Here is a 2,464-nt window from a genome sequence, read left to right on the forward strand (position 1 = left end):
GGGCGTACGCGTCTGCGAAGGGCCCGGAACGATCCCATTGGGCGCGGTGTGCTGCGCTTTGTCCTGTGGTTGGATAAGGGTGGTTGCGGGGACAGGATTTGAACCTGTGACCTTCAGGTTATGAGCCTGACGAGCTACCGGGCTGCTCCACCCCGCGTGGGATGAGTTTTGGTGTTGTGGGTGGGCTGGATGACCTGGCGGCGACCTACTCTCCCGTGCGTTGTCGCACAGTACCATTGGCGCTGGGGTTTTTCACGGCCGAGTTCGGGATGGGATCGGGTGTAGGCACCCCGCCATGGCCACCAGGTCGTCCAGCCCGCCCGCGTGTCGCGTTGGGTCTGGATGACGGGATCTGGTTCTGTGCTGAAGCGGATGAGGGCGCGCAAGGCTTGCTGCTGCGCATGACGTGATCATGGCGACCAGGTCGCTGGGACGCTGGGTCCATGATCGGAAGATCGAGCCTGTCGGGCGATTAGGACCGGTCGGCTATGCGCGTTGCCGCGCCTGCACCTCCGGCCTATCGACGTGATGGTCTATCACGGCCCTCGGGGAGACCTGGTTTTGAGGTGGGTTTCCCGCTTAGATGCTTTCAGCGGTTATCCCGTCCGCACTTAGCTACCCGGCGGTGCCGCTGGCGCGACAACCGGTGCACCAGAGGTGCGTCCATCCCGGTCCTCTCGTACTAGGGACAGATCCTCTCAAGTCTCCAACACCCACGGCAGATAGGGACCGAACTGTCTCACGACGTTCTAAACCCAGCTCACGTACCACTTTAATCGGCGAACAGCCGAACCCTTGGGACCTGCTCCAGCCCCAGGATGTGATGAGCCGACATCGAGGTGCCAAACCTCCCCGTCGATGTGGACTCTTGGGGGAGATCAGCCTGTTATCCCTAGAGTACCTTTTATCCGTTGAGCGATGGCCCTTCCACGCGGGACCACCGGATCACTATGGCCGACTTTCGTCTCTGCTCGAGCTGTCACTCTCGCAGTCAGGCGGGCTTATGCCATTGCACTCGACAGCCGATGTCCGACCGGCCTGAGCCCACCATCGCGCGCCTCCGTTACTTTTTGGGAGGCGACCGCCCCAGTCAAACTGCCCACCATGCAGGGTCCCGGACCGGGCTGACCGGTCGCGGTTAGACATCAGAAGCGCCCAGGGTGGTATTTCAAGGTTGGCTCCACCAGAGCTGGCGCCCCGGCTTCAATGCCTCCCACCTATCCTACACAGTGCTCTCCTAATGCCACTGCAAAGCTGCAGTAAAGGTTCATAGGGTCTTTCCGTCTGACCGCGGGTACCCCGCATCTTCACGGGGAATTCAATTTCGCTGAGCCGATGCTGGAGACAGTGGGGAAGTCGTTACGCCATTCGTGCAGGTCGGAACTTACCCGACAAGGAATTTCGCTACCTTAGGACCGTTATAGTTACGGCCGCCGTTTACCGGGGCTTCGATTCAGTGCTTGCACACCTCCTCTTAACCTTCCGGCACCGGGCAGGCGTCAGACCCTATACGTCGTCTCTCGACTTCGCAGAGCCCTGTGTTTTTACTAAACAGTCGCTACCCCCTGCTCTGTGCCACCCAATCACGGTTGCCCGCCATTGGGTCTCGCTTATCCCGAAGTTACGCGAGCAATTTGCCTAGTTCCTTCAGCATCGTTCTCTCAAGCGCCTTGGTATGCTCTACCAGTCCACCTGTGTCGGTTTCGGGTACGGTCTTATCGCCAGAGCTGTTTCCTGGAACGCGCGCAAAGCCGGGACAATCCGTTAAGCCCCGACAACAGTCTGCGTCCGTCACTTCTGGCAGGCTCAGGAATATTCACCTGATTCCCATCGACTACGGCTTTCGCCCTCGCCTTAGGGGCCGGCTCACCCTGCGCGGATTAACCTTGCGCAGGAACCCTTGGACTTTCGGCGACAGAGTTTCTCACTCTGTTTGTCGCTACTCATGTCAGCATTCGCACTTCCGATACCTCCAGGACGGGTCACCCCTGTCCCTTCACAGGCCTACGGAACGCTCCGCTACCGCGCATTGCTGCGCCCACAGCTTCGGCACGTGGCTTGAGCCCCGTTACATTTTCGGCGCAGGATTTCTATTAGACCAGTGAGCTATTACGCTTTCTTTAAAGGATGGCTGCTTCTAAGCCAACCTCCTGGTTGTTTTGGAATTCCCACATCCTTTCCCACTTAGCCACGATTTGGGGGCCTTAGCTGGTGGTCTGGGCTGTTTCCCTCTCGACGACGGACCTTAGCACCCGCCGTCTGTCTGCCGCGCTCGACTTTCCGGTATTCGGAGTTTGGTTAGGTTTGGTAAGACTTTGGGTCCCCCTAGCCCATCCAGTGCTCTACCCCCGGAAGTCATACGCGACGATCTACCTCAATAGATTTCGCGGAGAACCAGCTATTTCCGAGTTTGATTGGCCTTTCACCCCTAGCCACAGCTCATCCCCGACTTTTTCAACAGGCG

At 58.8% G+C, this 2,464-nt stretch carries 1 tRNA gene and 2 rRNA genes; all 3 read right to left on the reverse strand.

Going from position 1 to position 2,464, the window contains the following annotated elements:
- Positions 1–80: 80 nt before the first annotated feature.
- Positions 81–157 (reverse strand) — tRNA-Met (locus B8460_RS06855).
- Between the two features lie 35 nt (positions 158–192).
- A 5S ribosomal RNA gene (gene rrf, locus B8460_RS06860) occupies positions 193–307 on the reverse strand.
- 144 nt (positions 308–451) lie between these two features.
- A 23S ribosomal RNA gene (locus tag B8460_RS06865) occupies positions 452–2,464 on the reverse strand; the annotation flags it as partial.

Source organism: Acidisphaera rubrifaciens HS-AP3, from assembly GCF_000964365.1.
Lineage (GTDB): Bacteria > Pseudomonadota > Alphaproteobacteria > Acetobacterales > Acetobacteraceae > Acidisphaera > Acidisphaera rubrifaciens.